The sequence below is a fragment of the Candidatus Nanopelagicales bacterium genome, from assembly GCA_041393815.1.
GTDB lineage: Bacteria > Actinomycetota > Actinomycetes > S36-B12 > JAWKJK01 > JAWKJK01.
The window spans coordinates 16,378-32,509 of record JAWKJK010000008.1 but is presented as its reverse complement, the minus strand read 5'-3'; the positions used below and the strand labels follow the sequence as shown (position 1 = coordinate 32,509).

13 protein-coding genes are annotated in these 16,132 nt (G+C 76.1%); 11 read left to right on the top strand and 2 right to left on the bottom strand.

The genetic code is table 11. The features are described from left to right. Positions 1-53 precede the first annotated feature (53 nt). Positions 54-857: a hypothetical protein gene (locus tag R2737_17270; protein MEZ5118016.1), complete on the top strand. Its 804-nt coding sequence runs from the start codon at positions 54-56 to the stop codon at positions 855-857. Positions 858-1,138: 281 nt separating this feature from the next. Here the strand turns inward: R2737_17270 and R2737_17265 are convergent, their stop codons facing one another. Then, the gene (locus R2737_17265; protein ID MEZ5118015.1) at positions 1,139-1,954 is read right to left on the bottom strand and encodes an HAD-IB family hydrolase; all 816 of its coding nucleotides are present in this window, start codon (positions 1,952-1,954) and stop codon (positions 1,139-1,141) included. Positions 1,955-2,226: 272 nt separating this feature from the next. Here R2737_17265 and R2737_17260 point away from each other — a divergent pair, with 272 nt between their 5' ends. The 6 genes from R2737_17260 to R2737_17235 all read left to right on the top strand — a co-directional run bounded on the left by R2737_17260 (position 2,227) and on the right by R2737_17235 (position 7,743). Next, positions 2,227-3,273, top strand: coding sequence for a hypothetical protein (locus R2737_17260; GenBank protein MEZ5118014.1), 1,047 nt, complete (start codon positions 2,227-2,229; stop codon positions 3,271-3,273). Continuing rightward, on the top strand, positions 3,270-4,505 hold the full coding sequence (locus R2737_17255) for a TadA family conjugal transfer-associated ATPase (protein ID MEZ5118013.1): 1,236 nt from the start codon (positions 3,270-3,272) through the stop codon (positions 4,503-4,505). Before R2737_17260 ends, R2737_17255 begins: the two co-directional genes overlap by 4 nt. Continuing rightward, entirely contained in the window at positions 4,502-5,392 is an 891-nt protein-coding gene (locus R2737_17250) for a type II secretion system F family protein (GenBank protein MEZ5118012.1), read from the top strand. Before R2737_17255 ends, R2737_17250 begins: the two co-directional genes overlap by 4 nt. An 85-nt stretch (positions 5,393-5,477) precedes the next feature. Continuing rightward, positions 5,478-6,281: a type II secretion system F family protein gene (locus R2737_17245; GenBank protein MEZ5118011.1), complete on the top strand. Its 804-nt coding sequence runs from the start codon at positions 5,478-5,480 to the stop codon at positions 6,279-6,281. Positions 6,282-7,088: 807 nt separating this feature from the next. Then, positions 7,089-7,280, top strand: a complete 192-nt coding sequence (locus tag R2737_17240) for a DUF4244 domain-containing protein (GenBank protein MEZ5118010.1) — start codon at positions 7,089-7,091, stop codon at positions 7,278-7,280. Position 7,281: 1 nt separating this feature from the next. Then, positions 7,282-7,743 (top strand): TadE family type IV pilus minor pilin, encoded by a 462-nt coding sequence (locus R2737_17235; protein MEZ5118009.1) that lies wholly within the window; start codon positions 7,282-7,284, stop codon positions 7,741-7,743. A gap of 710 nt (positions 7,744-8,453) precedes the next feature. Here the strand turns inward: R2737_17235 and R2737_17230 are convergent. Beyond that, on the bottom strand, positions 8,454-10,802 hold the full coding sequence (locus tag R2737_17230; protein ID MEZ5118008.1) for a DEAD/DEAH box helicase: 2,349 nt from the start codon (positions 10,800-10,802) through the stop codon (positions 8,454-8,456). Positions 10,803-11,056: 254 nt separating this feature from the next. Here R2737_17230 and R2737_17225 point away from each other — a divergent pair, with 254 nt between their 5' ends. The 4 genes from R2737_17225 (at position 11,057) to R2737_17210 (ending at position 15,999) form a co-directional block, all read left to right on the top strand. After that, positions 11,057-11,404: an STAS domain-containing protein gene (locus R2737_17225; GenBank protein MEZ5118007.1), complete on the top strand. Its 348-nt coding sequence runs from the start codon at positions 11,057-11,059 to the stop codon at positions 11,402-11,404. Positions 11,405-11,416: 12 nt separating this feature from the next. Next, positions 11,417-11,794: an ATP-binding protein gene (locus R2737_17220; protein MEZ5118006.1), complete on the top strand. Its 378-nt coding sequence runs from the start codon at positions 11,417-11,419 to the stop codon at positions 11,792-11,794. Between the two features lie 214 nt (positions 11,795-12,008). Beyond that, positions 12,009-14,327, top strand: a complete 2,319-nt coding sequence (locus R2737_17215; protein ID MEZ5118005.1) for a sodium-translocating pyrophosphatase — start codon at positions 12,009-12,011, stop codon at positions 14,325-14,327. Between the two features lie 94 nt (positions 14,328-14,421). Continuing rightward, the gene (locus R2737_17210) at positions 14,422-15,999 is read left to right on the top strand and encodes a class I SAM-dependent methyltransferase (GenBank protein MEZ5118004.1); all 1,578 of its coding nucleotides are present in this window, start codon (positions 14,422-14,424) and stop codon (positions 15,997-15,999) included. The last annotated feature ends 133 nt before the right edge of the window (positions 16,000-16,132 follow it).

Genomic DNA, 16,132 nt, shown 5'->3' with positions numbered 1-16,132 from the left:
GGCTCGGTGACGTGGCATCGGAACCCCCGTCCACGGCCGGTACGGTTTCGGCCGTGCCACGGTCCGACGTCCTCGCCCAGCTCGCCGCGCTGCCCGGCGTGGCGGAGTCGGCGGAGGAGGCGCGGCGAGAGGTCGACGCGCTGCTGTGGGATCGCACCCTGCGGGAGCGTTCGCACCGGCTGGTGAACGAGTCTGCCCTGCGCGGCGCTCGCGCCACGGCGGCGCTCGACGGCGCCGACATCTCGCTGGAGGCGCTGCGCTCGGGTGCCCCGCTGGACCGCTCCCCGATGGGCCGGCTGGCCGCGGCCGCGCTGCGCGTCACGGCCGAGGTGCCCGCCCAGGTCGGGGTCTGGGGCCTGTCGCCGATGCAGGTCCTGGCCCGCCTGCACCTCGTGGCCGCGATGGAGTTCGCCCCGGAGGGGTCGCTGGGTCGTCCGCGGGTCGAGGAGACCGCCGACGACCCGCTGCGGCTCGGTACGCCGCCCCCCGCGGCGGAGGTCGCCGCTCGGCTGGACTCGCTGGCCACGCTCCTCACGCGCCCGACCGAGGCGCCGGCGCTCGTGGTCGCCGCGGTGGCGCACGGGGAGCTGCTGGCGCTGCGCCCGTTCAGCTGGGGGTCCGGTCTGGTGGCCCGCGCGACGGTGCGGCTGGTCCTGGCGGACCGAGGGGTGGATCCGTCGCTGCTGGTCGCTCCGGAGGTGGGCGCGTACGCGCTGGGTCGGCCGTCCTACGTGCAGGCCCTGCGCGGCTACGCCTCCGGCACCGGGGACGGCGTCGCCCAGTGGCTGATCAGGCACAACGCGATGGTCGAGGTCGCCGCGCGGGAGTCGCGCGAGGTGCTCGCCTCGCTGCACTGACGCATCGGGAGACGTCCCCGGACGACGAACGGCGCCCCGGGGAGGGGCGCCGTTCGCCGACTCGACGGAAGCCTGGCGTGCACCTGGGTCTCGTCGGGTCCGGACCCGAGGGTCCGTCCCGGACGCCCCTGCTCGTGGGCTGGTCGCCGCGTCGGCTTCGTCGTCTCGACTCCTCCTTCCTACGCCCGCTGCGCGCGGAAGACAAGGCCTGCGGACCCCTTGACGTCGGGTGTGTCCCGAGTTGCGACCGACTGACGTACGCCGGCGGGCGGCGTGAGCGGTCAGCCGCCGCGTGCGGCCCGACGGGCCGCGTACCAGGCCACGCCCAGAGCCGCGGCTCCGACGGCTCCGGCCGCCCCGACGGCGGCTGCCCGGCGCCCCTCGGGGCGAGCCAGTCGGGACCGCATCGCGATCGGCTTCTCGAAGTCCAGCACCGGCCAGTCCCGTTGCGCCGCAACGGCTCGAAGCTCCGAGTCGGGGTTCACCACGACCGGGTGCCCGACCAGCTCCAGCATCGGCAGGTCGGTGATGGAGTCGGAGTAGGCGTACGACGTGGCCAGGTCGTAGCCCGGGTCCACTGCCAGCTGGCGGATCGCCTCCGCCTTGCCCTCGCCGTACGCGTAGAACAGCAGGTCCCCGGTGTAGTGACCGTCGACGATCTCGACCTGCGTGCCGATCGCGATGTCGGCTCCGAGGCGCTCGCCGATCGGCTCCACGACCTCGGTCCCGGACGACGACACGATGACGACGTCCCGGCCAGCGGCATGGTGCTCGTCGATGAGCGCGACCGCCTCGGCGTAGATGACCGGGTCGACGATCTCGTCGAGCGTCTCGCCCACGATCTGCCGGACCTTCTCCACGTCCCAGCCCTTGACCAGTGCGGACATGTACGCCCGCATCTGCTCCATCTGGTCGTGGTCCGCGCCGGATGCGAGGAACACGAACTGCGCGTACGCGCTGCGGACGACGTCGCTGCGACCGATGAGCCCGCCCTTGTAGAACGGGCGCGCGAACATCAGCGAGCTGGACTTGGCCAGGATCGTCTTGTCGAGGTCGAAGAACGCCGCCGCGCGACCGGACCCCGTGGGCTCCTCCACGGCTCGACTCTAGGACGTCCGGGCGCTCCCTCGTCCACAGTCGTGCGTCGGAGGCTTCCGCGGGCGCCCCGCGGGGCCGCAGTCTCGTGCCGCGGCGGCAGAGGGTCGCCGACCTGGTGCGGACGGGGGCGCGATCGATGGGGCGTACGGCACGGCGGGACGGGGGACGCACCGAGGGTGGCCGCGGGCCGGACGGTGCGGGCCGCCTGGACGGTGCTGCTCGCAGGGCGCCCGGTCCGGCGACCGAGGCCCGCGGCGCGGTCCGCCCGCTCGTGGCCACCGACGACGCCGACCTCCTCGACGACCTGCTCCGGCTCGCGGCGGCCGCGGGAGTGGAGGTCGAGGTGGCCGCACACGTGGAGGCGGCGCGGGCCTCGTGGGCCAGTGCCCCCCTGGTGCTGCTGGGCGCGGACCTGGCGGAGCGGCTGGCGAGCGGTGCACCCCCGCGGCGGCGCGACGTCGCGGTGGTGGCGCGCGCGGACACCGCCGAGCTGTGGCGGGACGCCGTCGCGATCGGGGCGGACCACGTCGCCCTGCTCCCCGAGGGCGAGCGGTGGGTGGTGGACCGGCTGGCGGACCTGCAGGAGGGGCCCTCCCGCGACGGGGTCGTGCTGGCCGTGGTGGGCGGTCGCGGTGGTGCCGGTGCGTCGACGCTGTGCGTCGGGCTGGCACTGGCCGCCGTCCGTCGGGGGGTCCGCACCCTGCTGGTCGACGCCGACCCGTCGGGCGGCGGACTGGACCTCCTGCTCGGCGGCGAGGACGTGCCGGGGATGCGGTGGCCGGACCTGGCCGCCACCCGGGGCCGGGTCGCGGGTACCGCGCTGGAGCACGCGCTGCCCTCCGCGCACGAGCTCGCGGTGCTGTCCTGGGACCGGGGCGACGTGATGGCGGTGCCGCGCGAGGCCATGGCGTCCGTGGTCGACGCGGGTGCCCGCGGTTTCGACCTGACCCTGGTCGACCTGCCACGAGGGGTGGACGAGGCGGCCCGGGAGGCCGCGACCCGGGCGACCTGCGCGCTGCTGGTCGTGCCCGCGGAGGTGCGGGCGACCGCTGCCGCGGCCCGGGTGCTGCGGTCGCTGCGCGCGACGACGGCCGACGTACGCCTGGTCGTCCGGGAGCCGCCCGGCTGCACCCTGGACGCTGACGTGGTGGCCGATGCCCTGTCGCTTCCGCTCCTCGGGCTGGTCGCGGAGGAGGGCGGGCTGTCCGCCGCGGTCGACCGGGGCGATCCGCCCGGGCTGCGCGGCCGGGGTGCCTTCTCCCGCTCGGTGGAGGTGCTGCTGGACTCCCTCGACCTGACCGCGGGGCTGGCGGCGTGAGTGGACTCGCCGGTGCCGCCCTCGTCGACCGGGTGCGGTCCCGCCTGGTCGCCGACGACGCCGACCCGACCCCCTCGCGGGTGGCCGCGGTGCTGCGGGACGAGGGCGTCGTCCTGGGCGACGACACCGTGCTGGACCTGGTGGCGACGCTGCGCGACGAGCTGGCCGGGGCCGGCCCGCTGGAGCCGCTGCTGCGCGACCCGGAGGTGACCGACGTGCTGGTCAACGGGCCGGGGGAGACCTGGGTCGACCGGGGCCACGGCCTGGACCGGGTCGCGGTGCGGTTCCGCGACGAGGCGGCCGTGCGGCGACTGGCCCAGCGGCTGGCCGCGTACGCCGGCCGGCGCCTGGACGACGCGTCCCCCTACGTCGACGCCCGGCTGGCGGACGGCACCCGGCTGCACGCGGTGCTGCCGCCGGTCGCGGCCCGCGGCACGCTGATCTCGCTGCGGGTGCCGCGACGGCGCGCGTTCACGCTGGACGGGCTGGTGGCCGCCGGGTCGCTGGACGCCGAGGGCGCGCGCTGGCTGGCCGCGATGGTGGCGGCGCGGGTGGCGTTCCTGGTGTCCGGGGGCACCGGCACGGGGAAGACGACCGTGCTGTCCACGTTGCTGGGCCTGGTGGATCCCGGCGAGCGGCTGCTGCTCGTCGAGGACTCCGGCGAGCTGCTCCCCCACCACCCGCACGTGGTCCGGCTCGAGGCCCGCCCACCGAACCTGGAGGGCAGCGGCGCCGTCTCGCTGCGTGACCTGGTCCGCCAGGCCCTGCGGATGCGGCCGGACCGCGTGGTCGTCGGTGAGGTCCGGGGGGCCGAGGTCGTGGACCTGTTGGCGGCGCTCAACACCGGGCACGAGGGTGGTTGCGGCACCGTGCACGCCAACTCCGCAGGGGACGTGCCCGCCCGGCTCGAGGCACTGGCGCTGTCGGCGGGCCTGCCACGCACCGCGCTGCACGCGCTGGCCGGGGCGGGGCTGGACGCGGTGATCCACCTGGCGCGGGGCCGCGACGGCGCGCGGCGCGTCGACGCGCTGCACGTGCTGCGCCGGGACGAGCGCGGGTACGTCCACACCGTCCCCGCGCTCACCTTCGGCCCCGAAGGCCCGGTCGCGGGGGAGGGGCTGGCCGGGCTTGCGGAGCGGCTCGGGCACCACGCCCCGGGACATCCGCCGGGCCGGCCGCCGTCGATCCGGTCGGGGGCATCGCCCGGAGGGGCGCGGGGAGGACGGCCATGAGGCTGCTCGTAGCCGCGGTGCTGCTGGCGACGGCCGTGCTGGTGCTGCGCCCGGGGCCGCCGCGGGGCCGTGCGCTCCGGGTCGCCCGGCCCGCCGGGGGGCGGGCGTCGGCGGCGTGGGGGCCGAGCGCGCCGGGTGCGGCCGCGGCGGGGCAGGAGGGTGCCGCGACCGGGCTGGGTGGTCGTACCGACGGCGCGACGGGCGCGTACTCCGCCCTCGCTCGGCGGTCGGCCGTGCTCGGCCGGTACGCGGCCGGTCGGGCGGTGCTGTGGGTCGGGTCGCGGTCGTGGGGCTGGCTGCGTCGTCGCGCGGTCGGACTGGCCGTCACGGCGGGGGGCCGCCGCCGGGCCGCGGCCGCCCGGATCCGGATCCTCGACACGGCGTCGGCACTGGCGGCCGAGCTGCGGGCGGGGCAGCCCGCCCGGTCCGCGCTGCAGCGCGCCGCGGCCGTGCACGACCCACCGGTGTGCCCGGAGGCCGCGGCCGCCGCCCGCCTCGGCGGTGACGTACCGCTGGCACTGCGCGCCGATTCCCGGCGGCGCGGATCGCCGTTGCTGCGCGGCCTGGCGGCCTGCTGGGAGGTGGGTGAGTCGTCCGGCGCCGGGCTCGCGGCGTCGGTGGAGCGGCTAGTGGCCTCCGCCCGCGCGGCGGAGGAGGTGCGGTCCCAGCTGGAGGCGCAGCTGGCCGGCCCGCGCGCGACGGCCCGGATGCTGGCGACGCTGCCGCTGATCGGGGTGGGCATGGGCATGCTGCTGGGCGCGGACCCCGTGGGCTGGCTGGTGGGGACGGCCGCGGGCCGGGGCTGCCTGGCCGCCGGCCTCGGCCTCACCGCGTTGGGGATGGCCTGGACCGGCCGGATCGCCGCCGGGGTGGAGCGGAGGCTGTGAAGCGCCACGGTGCCGCGCGCGCCGCACCGGCCAGCGGGGCTCGTCGGGCCCGGGCCATGGACTCGTGCGAGCGGCAGGACGCCTGATGGCCGGCGACGCGTCCGCGATGTGGGCGGCGGTGGCTACCGCAGGCGCGGCGGCGGCGTGGGTGCGCGACGACGGGGTCGCCGTACGACGCCGGCTGCGACGGGTCTGCGCGCTGCGACGGCCGGGTGACCTCGGTCGCGGCCGTCGACGCCTCGCCCTGCGCGGTTCGACTCGTTCGACTCGTGTGGCGTCCGCCGGCAGGTCCCGGCCCACGCCGTCGCGACTCGCGGCGGCCGTCGCGGCGGTGGCGACCGCGGTGGTGGTGGGCGGCTGGTTCGGACTCGTGCTCGGGGCGGTCGTCGGGGCGGCGACGGTCCGGCTCCTGGCCCGGCTCACCCCGAAGGCGATGCGTGAGCGCGCCCGGCTGCTGAGGTCCCAGGCCCCGGAGGTGGCGGACCTGCTGGCCGCGTGCCTGGCATCCGGCGCGCCGGTCCCGGTCGCGGTGGACGCGGTGGCGGGCGCCATGGGGGAGCCCGTGTCCGAGCCGCTGCGCGTGCTCGTCGCGTCCCTCGACCTGGGCGCCGACCCGGTCGAGACGTGGCGGGCGCTGGCGGCGCAACCGGGCCTGGAGACGCTGGGTCGGGCGGTGGCCCGCTCGGTGGACTCCGGGGCGCCCCTGGCCGACGTGCTGCCGGGCATCGCCGACGATCTGCGACGCGAGACCCGGACGGCCGTGGAGGCCGCGGCCCGGGCGGCCGGCGTACGTGCGGTCGCACCGCTGGGGGCGTGCTTCCTGCCGGCCTTCCTGCTCCTCGGGGTCGTCCCCGTGGTGGCGTCGCTGGCCGGCGACCTGATCGGTTGACGGTTCCCGCGGCCCGGCGCCGGGGCTTGGCGCGGTCGGTCGGGGGATCCGATGTCGATCTTCCGCGGAAGATCGACTTCACGATCGGGTGAGGCGACGCCCACGTGCCGCTGGGGACACGTGTCTCCTCGGCGGCGTGCCGGGGCAGCCCCGTGACGTGCCTGAGCGGCCGTGAGAAGTGGATCTTCCGCGGAAGATCCACATGTGATGAAGGCGTGTGCGCACGCCGGTTGCAGCCTGGCGTGGTCCTGGTCCTCGCCGGAACGCGTGGACGAGGGCCTGCATCCGCTGCCGAGGATCGGCGCAGGAGCACGGCCGAGCCGAGCCCGGGCCCGGGGTGTGCCAGCGCACGCGAGTCGGCCGGCGCGGCGATCAGCGCTGGAGCACCCAGGAAGTCGATCTTCCGCGGAAGATCGACTTTGTGACCCGAAGAGGTGACGCCTCCCAGAGGCTGGGGATGCGTCCCACCCGGACGGCCGGCTGGGCAGCGATGAGGAAGTGGATCTTCCGCGGAAGATCCACTCCGTCCGGGGGTCCCGGCTGCGGCGCCCTGCGGTGTTGCCGGGGGCGGCGACGCGGGCCGCACGAGGAAGCCGCGCCTCCCTGGGCCGTCGACCGGGACCGTGCAGCCCGTCCAGCGATGGACATCCGCTGTCCCCGGTCCGTTGTCCCCAGGTCTCCGCGATGCGTGCGCGCCGTCCACAGACGTACTGCCTCCCCTGCCGCAGGTCCGGGCGCGCGGCGCAGGGTTCCTCCGCGGTCCAGGAGGACCGCCCGTTCCGGCCGGATGCCGGTGGGGGAGGTCCCATGCGTCACCTGCTCACCCGCGCCGCGCGCGTCACTCGCGAGGATCGCGGTCTCTCGACCGCCGAGTACGCCGTCGGCACCGTGGCGGTCGCCGGGCTCGGCGGCATTCTCATCAAGTTGCTGTCCAGCGAGCCCGTCCGGGAACTGATCTGGCAGGTCATCCAGACCGCGTTCGGCTTCCTCGTCGGCTGACATGCGCGCCACCGGTGCATCGAGCCCGCGGCTCCGCGCGGGGGCGGAGCGGGCGTGCGGGTGGACCGGTCGCACCCGCGGGCGCGGCCTCGACCGGGGGAGCGTCACGGTCGAGGCCGCGTTCGCGGTGCCCGCGCTGGTCGCGGTGACGCTGCTGCTGGTGTGGGTCGTCGGGATCGGTACGGCCCACCTGCGGGTCGGCGACGCCGCGCGGTCGGCCGCTCGGCTCGCCGCGCGCGGGGAGCCCGACGCCCGGGTCCTCGATGCCGCGCAGCGGTCCGCGCCCGGCGCGCAGTTGTCGGTCAGCCGGGACGACGAGACCGTGCTCGTCACAGTGTGGCACCGGGTGCGGGCCCCGCTTCCCCTCGTCGCCGGGCTCGGGGTGGACGTGGAGGCACAGGCGAGCGCTCAGCGCGAGGACGCGCTCACCGGCGAGTGGACGACGGCGCCATGGCCACCGTGACCAGGCCCGCGAGGCGTGTCCCCGCGCGGATCGAGCGGCGGCTCGGTCGGCGGCTCGGTCTGCGACACCCGGTGCGGCTCGGTCCGCGGCTCGTTCGTCGAGGTGCTGCGCGGTCGAGGTCGATGCCGGCGACTCCCGCGGAACGGGGCTCGGCCACGGTCGCCGCCCTGGCCCTCGTGCTGGTTCTTGTGGCCGCGGGTACCGCGGCCCTCGGCATCGCCCAGTTCGCCCTGGCGCGGCAGCGCGCGGCCACCGCCGCGGACCTGGCCGCCCTGGCCGGCGCGACGTGGCTACTGGATCTGCCCGGCCGGGCCTGCGAGCGGGCCGGGAGGGTGGCCCGGGACAACGGTGCCCGCCTGGACTCGTGCCAGGCCGGGGACCCGGCGGGACGACTGGTCCTCGTCGTGACCGTGAGCAGGGATCCGCCGCCGCTGATGGCGGCCCTGGCCCGGCTCGACGGGCGGGAGGCGCCGCGGGTACGAGCCGTCAGCCAGGCCGGTCCCGAGGCCTACCCGGACACCGGCCCGCGCGCCCGCCGGACCGGCCGGTCCGTGTCGGCGGTCGGGCGGAGTCGGCGGACGGCAGAGCCGGCGGTCGGGCAGAGCCGGCGGACGGCAGAGCCGGGGTCGGGCAGAGCCGGCGGTCGGGCAGAGCCGGCGGACGGCAGAGCCGGCGGTCGGGCAGAGCCGGCGGACGGGCAGAGCCGGCCGTCAGGCAGAACCGGCGGAGCCGTCGGCGTCCGCGGCGGACACCAGCTCGTCCAGCAGCCGTACGGCACCGTGCTTGTCCAGCGGGTCGTTGCCGTTGCCGCACTTCGGGGACTGCACGCACGACGGGCAGCCGTCGGTGCACTCGCAGGACGCGATCGCGTCCCGCGTCGCGGTGAGCCACGCGCGGGCCGCGTGGAACCCGCGCTCGGCGAACCCGGCGCCACCCGGGTGGCCGTCGTACACGAAGACCGTGCACCGCCCGGTGTCCGGATGGATCGCGGTGGACACGCCGCCGATGTCCCACCGGTCGCAGGTCGCGACCAGGGGGAGGAGCCCGATGGAGGCGTGCTCGGCCGCGTGCGCGGCGCCGGGCACGTCCACCCCGGCCAGCCCGGCCCGGGCGAGCTGGGCGTCGGACACCGTCCACCACACCGCCCGGGTGCGCAGGTGGCGCGGCGGAAGGTCCAGCGGCTCCTCGCCGAGCACCTCGCCGGTGAGGTGCCGTCGGCGCAGGAACGCGACCACCTGGGAGGTCACCTCGACCGTGCCGAAGTGCACCGTCGCCTCGCCCCAGTGCCGCTGCCGCGACTCGGACACGATCCGGATGTCGCTGACCTCCCGGGCCTGGGTCGTGTGGTCGACGACCCGTGGCTCGGCGACGGCCACCGCCTCGTCCAGGTCGAGCGACTCGACGACGTGCGTGACCCCCTGGTGGACGTACACCGCACCGGGGTGCACGGTCGACGGCGCCGCGCCCGCGTCGACGGTTCCGAGCATGCGCCCGGTACCCGTCTCGACCACGCGCACCGGCCCATCGCCGGTGCCCCGCAGGTCGGCCAGGTCCGAGGCCCGCTCCCGCCGGGTCCAGAACCATCCGGTCGGTCGCTGTCGCAGCAGGCCGCGCGCCACCAGCACGTCGACCAGCGACCGGGCCGTGGGCCCGAACCAGCCGTCGGCGGCCACGTCGTCGACGGTCAGCGGCAGCTCGGCGGCCGCCGCGGCGAGGTGGGGTGCGAGCACGTACGGGTTGTCCGGGTCCAGCACGGTCGCCTCGACCGGTGCGCCGAAGATCGCCTCCGGGTGGTGCACCAGGTAGGTGTCCAACGGGTCGTCCCGCGCGACCAGGACCGCCAGTGCACCCTCGCCGGCGCGGCCCGCCCGCCCCGCCTGCTGCCACAGCGACGCGCGCGTCCCCGGCCAGCCGGCCATCAGCACTGCGTCGAGGCCGGCGACGTCCACGCCGAGCTCCAGCGCCGTCGTCGTGGCCAGGCCCAGCAGCCGGCCCGAGCGCAGGTCGCGCTCCAGCGCGCGCCGCTCCTCCGGCAGGTAGCCGGCGCGGTACGCCGCGACCCGGCCCGGCAGCTCCGGGTCGACGTCGACCAGCCGGTCGCGGGCCTGCATCGCCACCGCCTCCGTGCCGCGCCGGGACCGGACGAACGCCAGCGTGCGCTCCCCGGCTGCGACCAGGTCGGCCAGCAGGTCGGCCGTCTCCGCCGTCGCCGACCGACGTACGGGCGCCCCGCGCTCGCCGGCCAGGTCGGTCAGCGGCGGCTCCCACAGCACCACGTCGGTCTCGCCCCGGGGAGAGCCGTCTTCTGTCACGGCGACCACCGGCGCCCCCACCAGCCGGGACGCCGCGACGCCGGGGTCCGCCACCGTCGCCGACGCCAGCACGAAGACCGGGTCCGCACCGTGGTGCCGGGCCACCCGTCGCAACCGCCGCAGGACGGCCGCGACGTGCGAGCCGAACACCCCCCGGTAGACGTGGCACTCGTCGACCACGACGTACGCCAGCGCGCGCAGGAACGACGACCAGGCCGTGTGCGCGGGCAGCATCGAGCGGTGGACCAGGTCCGGGTTGGACAGCACGTAGCCGGCGTGCGCGCGGACCCAGGAGCGCTCCTCCCGCGGGGTGTCCCCGTCATACGCCGCCACCCGCAGGTTCGGCACCGCCAGCGACTCCAGCGCCCGCCACTGGTCGTGCGCCAGCGCCTTGGTGGGCGACAGGTACAGCACCGTCGCCCCGCGCCCGCTCGGCGCCGCGGCGCCCTCGAGCACCGCCGTCAGGGCCGGCAGGCCGAACGCGAGCGACTTGCCCGACGCCGTCCCCGTGGCGACGACCACGTGCCGGCCCGCCCGCGCGTGCTCCGCGACGGCGACCTGGTGCGTCCACGGCGACGCGATCCCCCGGGCCTGCCACGCCTCCCGCAGCGTGTCCGGGGTCCAGTCCGGCCATGGGGCCGCAACCGCCTCCCGCGGGGGGACGACCTCCACGTGCGTCACGCGCTCGCGGCGGCGCGCCGAGCCTGCGACCACCCCGAACAGGTGGTCCAGCCGGTCGGCGCTCACCCCGCGATCCTCGCGCGCCGGTCCGACACCCGCGCAGCCCGGCCCGGGGCGTCGGTGTGTCCGGCGCAGCCGCTGGCGCGACCGATCCGTCCACCCCTGCGCCGGGCGTGGTCGCCGCCTGCGCCGCCCGGGCCGGGTGTGCCACAGTGAGCCCCGCGGAGCAGGCATGCCCGGCGTCGGTCGTACAACGCGAGCGGACGGCGCCCGACGGTGGCTCCGGGGCGTAACGTCGACGCGATGACGGGAGACGACCGGTGGACCTGACCGTGCAGACGCGCGCCGAGGGCGACCGCACCGTGGTCGAGGTCGGCGGCGAGGTCGACGTCTACACCGCCCCCGCCCTGGACGAGCGGCTCGGCGCGCTCATCGACGAGGGGCAGACCCGGCTGGTGCTGGACCTGACCGGCGTGGACTTCCTGGACTCGACCGGTCTCGGCGTCATCGTCAAGGCGCTCAAGCGGACCCGGGAGCGCGGCGGAGGACTGGCGCTGGTCGTCACTGAGGAACGGATCCGCAAGGTCTTCCGGATCACCGGGCTGGACGCGGTCGTCCCGCTGCACTCCAGCGTGGAGTCCGCGCTGTCCGAACCGCTGGCCGGCTGAGGGGCGGCACCGGTGCCCGAGGCGTCGCTGTGCATCCCCGCCCTGCCCGAGCAGGTGCGGACCGCGCGACTGGTGGCGGCCGCCGCCGCCCGCAGGGCCGGCCTCGACGACGAGATGCTCGACGAGGTGCGGCTCGCCGTGGGTGAGGCCGCGGCCCGCGCCGTGCTCCGCAACGTCCGCAGCGGCACCCACGCCGACGTCCGCGTCGTCCTCGCCGACGACCTGGACACGTTCACCGTCGAGGTCCACGACGCGGGCGGGGACCTCCCCGACGAGGACGAGGGGATGGCCCTGGCCCTGGTGGGGGCCCTGGCGGACCGCAGCGACGTGCGCCCGGGCACGCGGGGCGACATCCTGCGGCTGGTCTGGAACCTGCCCCCGCGCGACTGACTGCGACGGGCTCGGCGAGCGACTGCGCGCGACCGACTCTGCGCCGCACCGCGCCCCGGCCTGACCGGCCAGGGGCCGGGTCCGGTCGCCGCATCCCCGGTGCGTAGACTCCGCGCCGATCGCGGGGCCGTCGCCGTGCCCCGCCGCACACCTCCTCCCGCGGTCCGGCACCTGGTCGGAGCGCACTCGGGAGCAACCGTCGAGGGAGTCCCACATGACCGTGGTCACCGTGGACCTCGCGGGCGGCAACTTCGTGACCGTGCTGGTGGTGGCGCTCATCGCCGTCGCCGCGCTCGCGGTCGCGGGGCTGCTGGTCCGGGAGGTCCTGGCCGCCAGCGAGGGCACGCAGCGGATGAAGGACATCGCCGCTGCCGTCCAGGAGGGCGCGGCCGCCTATCTGAGCAGGCAGTTCCGCACCCTGGCGATCTTCGCCGTCGTCGTCTTCTTCCTGCTGTTCCTGCTGCCGGCGGAGACCACCGGCGAGCGCATCGGACGCAGCATCTTCTTCCTCGTCGGCGCCGTGTTCTCCGCGATCACCGGATACGTCGGGATGTGGCTCGCGGTCCGTGCGAACGTCCGCGTGGCCGCCGCCGCCAACGAGGACGGCGGCGAGCAGAAGGCCATGAAGATCGCCTTCCGCACCGGTGGCGTGGCCGGCATGTTCACCGTCGGCCTCGGCCTGCTCGGTGCCGCCATCGTCGTGATGGTCTACCGCGGCGAGGCCCCGAAGGTGCTCGAGGGCTTCGGCTTCGGCGCCGCGCTGCTCGCCATGTTCATGCGAGTCGGCGGCGGAATCTTCACCAAGGCCGCCGACGTCGGCGCCGACCTGGTCGGCAAGGTCGAGCAGGGCATCCCCGAGGACGACCCGCGCAACGCGGCGACCATCGCCGACAACGTGGGCGACAACGTGGGCGACTGCGCCGGTATGGCCGCCGACCTGTTCGAGTCGTACGCCGTCACGCTGGTCGCGGCGCTGATCCTGGGCAAGGCGGCGTTCGGCGACCTCGGCCTGGTGGTCCCGCTGGTCATCCCCGCCATCGGTGTCATCACGGCGGTCATCGGCATCTTCGCGGTGTCGCCGCGTGCCGGGGACCGCTCCGGCATGTCGGCCATCAACCGCGGCTTCTTCATCTCCGCGGGCATCTCCGCGGTCCTGGTGATCATCGCCGCGTTCCTGTGGCTGCCGGACCGGATCGTGAACATGACCGGCATCAGCCTGGACGGCCTCGGCCTCGACGCCGTGGTCCTGGAGAGCTTCAACCCCCGCTACCTCACCATCGGCGCGGTCCTCATCGGCATCGTGCTGGCCGCCGTGATCCAGCAGCTGACCGCGTACTTCACCGAGACCAACCGCCGCCCGGTCGACGACGTCGCCAAGTCCTCGCTGACCGGTCCGGCCACGGTGATCCTGTCCGGCATCTCGGTCGGCCTGGAGTCCGCGGTCTACTCCGCGCTGCTGATCGGCGCAGCCGTCTACGGGGCGTTCCTCCTCGGCGCCGGCTCGGTCACCCTGTCGCTGTTCGCGATCGCGCTGGCCGGCACCGGCCTGCTCACCACGGTCGGCGTCATCGTCGCGATGGACACCTTCGGCCCGGTCTCCGACAACGCGCAGGGAATCGCGGAGATGTCCGGCGACGTGGAGGGCGAGGGCGCGCAGGTGCTCACCCGTCTCGACGCCGTCGGCAACTCCACCAAGGCCATCACCAAGGGCATCGCGATCGCGACGGCGGTGCTTGCGGCGACCGCGCTGTTCGGGTCGTTCCGGGACGCGGTGGTCTCGGCCACGGCGGCGGCGGGCGATGCGGTCCGCAGCCTGAGCCTGCAGGACGCGCTGCAGTACGCCGGCGTCCTGGACGTGGCCAACCCCCGCAACCTGGTGGGCCTCATCATCGGCGCCTCCGTGGTGTTCCTGTTCTCCGGGCTGGCCATCAACGCGGTCTCCCGCGCGGCCGGCGCGGTGATCTTCGAGGTGCGTCGCCAGTTCCGCGAGCACCCCGGGATCATGGCGGGGACCGAGCGTCCGGAGTACGGCCGCGTGGTGGACATCGTCACCCGCGACTCGCTGCGCGAGCTCATCACCCCCGGTCTGCTGGCCGTGCTGACGCCGATCGCGGTCGGCTTCTCGCTCGGCGTCGGCGCACTGGGCGCGTACCTGGCCGGCACGATCGGCACCGGCGTCCTGATGGCCGTCTACCTGGCGAACTCCGGCGGCGCCTGGGACAACGCCAAGAAGTACGTCGAGGACGGCAACTTCGGCGGCAAGGGCTCCGAGGCGCACGCGGCGACGGTCATCGGCGACACGGTCGGTGACCCGTTCAAGGACACCGCCGGCCCGGCGATCAACCCGCTGATCAAGGTGATGAACCTGGTCTCGCTGCTGATCGCCCCCGCGGTGGTGTCCCTGACGCTGGACGGCAACACCGCACTGCGCTGGGCGATCGCCCTGGTCGCGGTGGCCATCGTGGTGGTGTCGATCGTGATCTCCAAGCGCCGGCCGGTGGCCGTGGGCGAGGAGGACATCGCCAAGGCGTAGGTCTCTTCGTTGTGGTGCCGGTTGCGCGAGCTAGAGCTCGCGCAACCGGCACCACAACTGCGTTCGGGGGGTGCGTCGCGAGAGGATTCGGCACGTGACCGCCACCCCCGACCCGGAGGCCCTCGGCCCGGTCCGGGACGCGCTGGCCGCCGCCGGCTACACCGTGGACGGCGCGCTGGAGGCGCTGGGGCCGACCGCGTACGCGGCGCTGGGCCGCGGCGAGACCGTCCCCGCCTCGGTCGTGCTGTCCAACCCCTCCACCGTGACGGACCCCGGCACCCGGACCGGAACCGGCGGCGGAACCGGGGACGCCGGTGCCGGGGGCACCGCCTGCGGGACGCTGCTGCGGCTGTTCGTCCTCGGCGAGCAGGTCCCGCGCCGGCAGGTCGAGCGGGCTCTGCCGGTGGACGCGGCCCGCGAGCTCGGCCTGGTCGAGGTCGACGGTGCCGCCCCGGACGACGGGGTGCGCGCGGCCCTGGACGTGCGCCCGTACGGCGAGGCCGACGTCGACTGGTGGGTGGTCTCGGACCTCGGCCCGGACCGGCTGCCCCCGGGGCAGTCGCTACCGCCCGACCACGTCCTCGGCGTCGGTGGGGCGTCGGTCACGCTGGCCCAGATCACCCCGCGGCTCCCCGTGGCCACCGCGCTCGACCTCGGCACCGGCTGCGGCGTCCAGGCGCTGCACCTCACCCGGCACGCGCAGCACGTCGTCGGCACCGACACCAACGCCCGCGCGCTGGATCTGGCCGCGCTCACCGCGGGGCTGTCCGGGGTCACCTGGGAGTCGCGCCGCGGGTCGCTGTTCGACCCGGTGGACGGCGCGCGGTTCGACCTGGTCGTGTCCAACCCGCCGTTCGTGGTGTCGCCGGGGCCGCGCTACGAGTACCGCGACGCCGGCCTGCCCGGCGACGAGCTCGGCCGGACCCTGCTGGCCCGCGCGCCCCGGCACCTGGCCGACGACGGCTGGTGCGTCGTCCTCGCCAACTGGCTGCACGTGGAGGGCCAGGACTGGCGCGATCGGGTGGCCTCCTGGGTCGACGGCTCCGGCTGCGACGCCTGGGTCGTGCATCGCGATCTGCAGGACCCCGCCGAGTACGCCGAGCTGTGGCTGCGCGACGCGGGCGACCACGCCCGGCCGCAGGCGGACGCGCTGTACGCGGACTGGCTGGCCGCGCTGCGGGCCATGCGCGCGGAGGCCGTCGGCTTCGGCTGGGTGGTCCTGCACGCCGCGGGCCGGGACGTCCCCTGGGTGGAGGTGGAGGACCTCGCCGAGGCCCCGCGACTGCCCCGCGGCGGCGAGGTGGTGGACCAGGTCGCCGCGTACGACGACCTCGCCGCGCTCGACGCGGGCACCCTGCTGACGGCGGCTCCCGCCTGGGCGGCGGGGACCCGCGTGCTGGAGGAGACCGTCGTCCTGGACGACGGGGTCACGGGGCTGCCCCCGCGGGTCGCCCGGGTCGACGGCTGGCGGCCGCCGGAGCGTCTGGATCCCCGCGCGCTGGCCGTGCTGCGACCGGCGGACGGCACCCGGACCCTGGACGCGCTGGTGGACGCGGAGGCCGCCGCGAGCGGCAGCGACCGGCTGGACCTGCTGGCCGTCACGCTCCCGGCCGCCCGGGCCCTGCTCCGCAGCGGCGCCCTCCGACCCCCGTCCCGTTCCGCGGGACAGTGACCAGGAGCACCTCCGCGCAGGTCCCCCCGTAGGGGGGAGGAGCCGCACGTGCCGGGGATCACGCCACGCCGGGCCGGCACCGTGTTGACACCGCGGCCCCGGATACCGTCACACTCCGCCCGATCGGCAGTCG